Origin of the sequence: Pseudomonas sp. PB106 (assembly GCF_009764645.1) — a bacterium.
GTDB lineage: Bacteria > Pseudomonadota > Gammaproteobacteria > Pseudomonadales > Pseudomonadaceae > Aquipseudomonas.
In genome coordinates this window covers 1-2,665 of record NZ_RWIM01000213.1, presented here as the reverse complement: position 1 = coordinate 2,665, position 2,665 = coordinate 1, and the positions used below count along the sequence as shown (strand labels likewise).

Here is a 2,665-nt window from a genome sequence, read left to right as displayed (position 1 = left end):
CAGCTCCTACACTGAAATGCGATCCCCTGTAGGAGCTGCCGAAGGCTGCGATCTTTTGATCTTCTTTACCGCAGAAACAACAAAGCCGCCCGAAGGCGGCTTTGTCTGGTGCGGGCTGAAGCTTAGTGCTTCTCGCCAGCCAGCTTGTGCTCGAGGTAGTGAATGTTCACACCGCCCTTGCAGAAGCCTTCGTCACGAACCAGATCACGGTGCAGCGGGATGTTGGTCTTGATCCCGTCAACCACGATTTCGTCCAGGGCATTGCGCATGCGGGCCATGGCTTCGTCGCGGGTCGCGCCGTAAGTGATCAGCTTGCCGATCAGCGAGTCGTAGTTCGGCGGAACCGCATAACCGCTGTACAGGTGCGAATCAACGCGAACGCCGTTGCCGCCTGGCGCGTGGAAATGCTTGACCGTACCTGGGCTCGGCATGAAGGTTTTCGGGTCTTCAGCGTTGATCCGGCATTCCAGCGAGTGACCGCGGATTACCACGTCATCCTGCGTGAACGACAGCTTGTTGCCAGCGGCGATGCTGAGCATCTCCTTGACGATGTCGATACCGGTGACCATTTCCGAAACCGGGTGCTCCACCTGAACACGGGTGTTCATTTCGATGAAGTAGAAACGACCGTTCTCGTACAGGAACTCGAAAGTGCCAGCGCCGCGGTAACCGATGTCGATGCACGCCTTGACGCAACGAGCCAGGACTTCCTGACGCGCTTTCTCGTCGATGCCCGGTGCCGGCGCTTCTTCGAGAACCTTCTGGTGACGGCGTTGCAGCGAGCAATCGCGGTCGCCCAGATGGATGGCGTGGCCCTGGCCGTCGGACAGAACCTGCACTTCGACGTGACGCGGGTTGGTCAGGAATTTTTCCAGATACACCATCGGGTTGCCGAACGCCGCGCCTGCTTCGGTGCGGGTCAGTTTGGCGAAGGCGATCAGGTCTTCTTCCTTGTGCACCACGCGCATGCCGCGACCACCGCCGCCGCCAGCGGCCTTGATGATCACCGGGTAGCCGACTTCACGACCGATGCGCAGCGCCGTTTCTTCGTCTTCCGGCAGTGGGCCGTCGGAACCTGGAACGGTCGGTACGCCCGCTTCGATCATCGCGTGCTTGGCCGAAACCTTGTCGCCCATCAGGCGAATGGTGTCGGCTTTCGGGCCGATGAAAGCGAAGCCGGAGTTCTCGACCTGCTCGGCAAAATCGGCGTTTTCCGCAAGGAAACCGTAGCCTGGGTGGATGGCGGTAGCGCCAGTCACTTCAGCAGCAGCGATGATGGCCGGGATGTGCAGGTAGGACTGAGCGGCAGATGCCGGGCCGATGCAGACGGATTCGTCTGCCAGACCCAGGTGCATCAGCTCTTTGTCGGCCTTGGAGTAAACGGCGACGGTCTTGATGCCCATCTCTTTGCAGGCACGCAGAATCCGCAGGGCGATCTCACCGCGGTTAGCGATCAGAACTTTTTCCAACTTCGCAGTCATCAAAGGCTCTCCGCAGTTCAAACGATGGTGAACAGCGGTTGGTCGTACTCAACCGGCTGGCCGTCTTCGACGAGGATGGACTCGATCACACCGCTGGTTTCAGCTTCGATGTGGTTCATCATCTTCATGGCTTCGACGATGCACAGAGTGTCGCCTTTCTTCACGGTCTGGCCGACTTCAACGAAGGCTGGCGAGGCTGGCGAAGATTTACGGTAGAACGTGCCGACCATCGGCGAACGGGCTACGGTGCCGTTCAGCACTGGAGCAGCAGCGGCAGCCGGGGCTGCAGCAGCAACCGGAGCAGCAACAGGCGCAGCGGCCGGTGCTTGCATCGGAGCCGGCGCGTAGTACTGCTGAGCCGGAGTCTTGCTGTGACGGCTGATGCGTACGGACTCTTCGCCTTCCTTGATCTCGAGCTCGTCGATGCCGGACTCTTCCAGCAATTCGATCAATTTCTTAACTTTACGGATATCCATGAATCATCAACTCCCAAGGGTCGGTCAGGGGCGTTTAACGCTTGTAAATCAAGTCGTTGCCTGTGTTTCAAGCTGTTCTAGCGCAGCCTCCAGGGCCAGTCGGTAACCGCTGGCGCCAAGGCCGCAGATCACTCCCACCGCTACGTCGGAGAAGTAAGAGTGATGGCGGAAAGGTTCGCGTTTGTGCACGTTGGACAAATGCACTTCGATGAATGGGATGCTCACTCCCAGCAACGCGTCACGTAATGCGACGCTTGTGTGCGTAAAAGCTGCTGGATTGATCAGAATGAAGTCGACGCCTTCGCCGCGTGCGGCGTGGATGCGGTCGATCAATTCGTACTCGGCATTGCTTTGCAGATACAGCAGATGATGGCCGGCTTCACGGGCGCGGCGCTCCAGATCCTGATTGATCTGCGCCAGGGTCGTTGAACCGTAAGTACCGGGTTCGCGGGTGCCGAGCAGGTTCAGGTTGGGGCCGTGCAGCACCAGTAGGGTTGCCATCTGCGTTGTCCTTGTTAGGGTGAGCAATGTTCAGAACCCGGCGACTATGCCGCAAAGACTTTGTGACTGTCCAGTTCTATGCAATAGCCAGCACGATGGGCGATGTTTGCGTGAAATATTTGACCAAGTGTTTTGATCCGGTCATTTGTGGTGATCAATCGGGCCTCTTCGCGAGCAAGCTCGCTCCCACCTTGGAATGCATGCCCC

The 2,665-nt window shown here is 58.5% G+C and carries 3 protein-coding genes; all 3 read right to left on the bottom strand.

Annotation, left to right across the window (positions count from 1 at the left end):
* Positions 1 to 122: 122 nt before the first annotated feature.
* From accC to aroQ, 3 genes are read right to left on the bottom strand one after another with little or no spacing between them, the layout of a single operon-like run.
* Positions 123 to 1,481, bottom strand: coding sequence for an acetyl-CoA carboxylase biotin carboxylase subunit (gene accC, locus EJA71_RS26170; protein ID WP_064388761.1), 1,359 nt, complete (start codon positions 1,479 to 1,481; stop codon positions 123 to 125).
* A gap of 17 nt (positions 1,482 to 1,498) precedes the next feature.
* Positions 1,499 to 1,957 carry an acetyl-CoA carboxylase biotin carboxyl carrier protein gene (gene accB, locus EJA71_RS26165; RefSeq protein WP_158960838.1) on the bottom strand — a complete coding sequence of 153 codons (459 nt, stop codon included), beginning with the start codon at positions 1,955 to 1,957 and terminating at the stop codon, positions 1,499 to 1,501.
* A 48-nt stretch (positions 1,958 to 2,005) separates the two neighbouring features.
* Positions 2,006 to 2,458 (bottom strand): type II 3-dehydroquinate dehydratase, encoded by a 453-nt coding sequence (aroQ, locus tag EJA71_RS26160; protein WP_007914604.1) that lies wholly within the window; start codon positions 2,456 to 2,458, stop codon positions 2,006 to 2,008.
* Positions 2,459 to 2,665 lie beyond the last annotated feature (207 nt).